Origin of the sequence: Mesorhizobium sp. M8A.F.Ca.ET.021.01.1.1 (assembly GCF_003998025.1) — a bacterium.
GTDB lineage: Bacteria > Pseudomonadota > Alphaproteobacteria > Rhizobiales > Rhizobiaceae > Mesorhizobium.
Genome location: NZ_RZSJ01000830.1, coordinates 1 through 1953, shown reverse-complemented (window position 1 = coordinate 1953; position 1953 = coordinate 1). Strand labels below are relative to the sequence as shown.

The following is a 1953-nucleotide window of genomic DNA, read 5'->3' as shown; positions in this document are numbered from 1 at the left end:
GTCTCGGCATAGTGGTCGAACAACGTCTCGACAAAGGCGCTGGGCGGCGCGGTGGAGGCCGGACCTTTGCCGATCAGCTGCAGTTTGAGCACCGCGCCCTGGCGATCGGCCGGATCGAGTTTCAGCGACGTCGTCCAGGCCTGCGCCGCAAGGTCGAGCCTGCCTGATGCCTCCTGCATCTCGCCGAGGCGAAACCAGCCCATTGCCCATTGCGGCGCCAGTTCCAGCGCGCCGAGCAGCAACTCGGCCGCCGCAGTGTGATCGCCGGAGACAAAGAGCATTTCGGCATAGTCTGCACGGCGATCGGCGTTCGGGTCGCCCGACGAGGTCTGAAGCGGTTTCATGATGATGGTTCCACCGGCAGGGTAGCCGGCCGCCCATCTGTGTAGAGCAAAGCACGCCGAAGCTGAACCGAATTGAGCAGGCTTTGCCCGGCGAGTCAGCAGTCTCGGGCAACCGGCTTCCCGCGGCGGAATTATATCCTATCTTGAGGGTCATGCGCGCCAGCGACCTGCTTCATCCCCGGCCCGAGGGCCTCTACTGCCCGCCGGGCGATTTCTTCATCGACCCGGTACGGCCGGTGAACCGGGCGCTGATCACGCACGGCCATTCCGACCATGCGCGTTCCGGCCACGGCTCGGTGCTCGCGACACAGCAGACGCTCGACATCATGGCACTGCGCTACGGCGAGGATTTTGCCGGGACGACGCAGGCAGCCATGCTCGGCGAAACGATTGCCCTCGACGGCGTCAGCGTCAGCTTCCATCCGGCCGGCCATGTGCTGGGGTCGGCGCAGATAGCGGTCGAGCACCAGGGCAGGCGCATCGTCGCCTCCGGCGACTACAAGCGGCAGAAGGATGCGACCTGCGCACCGTTCGAGCCGATTCGCTGCGACGTCTTCATCACCGAGGCGACCTTCGGTCTGCCGGTGTTTCGCCATCCGCCCGATACGGAAGAGGTCGCCCGGCTGCTGAAATCGGCCGCGCAGTTTCCCGAACGCTCGCATCTGGTCGGAGCCTACGCGCTCGGCAAGGCACAACGGGTGATGCGGCTGTTGCGCGACGCCGGTTACGACAAGCCGCTCTACATCCATGGCGCGCTGGCCAGGCTCAGCGAATATTACCAGAGCCAGGGCATCGACCTCGGCGACCTCGAGCCGGCGACGGTGGAGAGCGGCGGCAAGCAGGATTTCGCCGGCGCCATCGTGGTCGGCCCGCCATCGGCCTTCGCCGACCGCTGGGCGCGGCGCTTTCCCGACCCGATCTCATGCTTCGCGTCGGGCTGGATGCGCATCCGCCAGCGCGCCAAGCAAGGCGGCGTCGAGCTGCCGCTGATCATCTCGGACCATGCCGACTGGGACGAACTCACCGCCACCATCAAGGAGACCGGCGCCGAGGAAATCTGGGTCACGCACGGCCGCGAGGAAGCCCTGGTGCGCTGGTGCGAGCTGGAAGGGATAGCGGCCAGGCCACTGCATCTGGTGGGCTACGAGGACGAGGGCGATTGATGCAATACAGTTCGCCAATTGTCCCTGACGAGCCCTACGGCGCCCCCCTCTGGCCTGCCGGCCATCTCCCCCACTTGTGGGGAGATCAGATGTTACGCCGGCTTTCGCCAATCGCTGATGTTGGGGGAGATGAGCCGGCATCGCAGCTGCCAATCTCCCCCCTCGTGGGGGAGATGTCCGGCAGGACAGAGGGGAGCGCGACGGGACGCGACGCCTGCCGATTGGCGAGGTTTCCCTCCCCATGAACCGCTTTGCCGAACTTCTCGACCGCCTGGTGCTGACGCCGTCGCGCAACGGCAAGCTGACGCTTTTGACCGACTATTTCCGCAGCGTCGAGGATCCCGACCGTGGTCTGGCGCTGGCCGCGATCACCGGCGATCTCAAAATTGCCGCCGTCAAGCCGGCCATGCTGCGCACGCTGGTCACCGAACGCATGGACCCGGTGT

At 66.0% G+C, this 1953-nt stretch carries 1 protein-coding gene and 2 pseudogenes; 2 read left to right on the top strand and 1 reads right to left on the bottom strand.

The window, feature by feature from the left end:
- Positions 1 to 344, bottom strand: a pseudogene (locus EOA36_RS34465) (SAM-dependent methyltransferase); the annotation flags it as partial.
- A gap of 152 nt (positions 345 to 496) precedes the next feature.
- On the opposite strand from EOA36_RS34465, the gene EOA36_RS34460 reads away from it, so the two are divergent.
- Together EOA36_RS34460 and EOA36_RS34450 are read left to right on the top strand one after the other, a co-directional pair.
- The gene (locus tag EOA36_RS34460; RefSeq protein WP_127281133.1) at positions 497 to 1507 is read left to right on the top strand and encodes a ligase-associated DNA damage response exonuclease; all 1011 of its coding nucleotides are present in this window, start codon (positions 497 to 499) and stop codon (positions 1505 to 1507) included.
- Between the two features lie 241 nt (positions 1508 to 1748).
- A pseudogene (locus EOA36_RS34450) lies at positions 1749 to 1953 on the top strand (ATP-dependent DNA ligase); the annotation flags it as partial.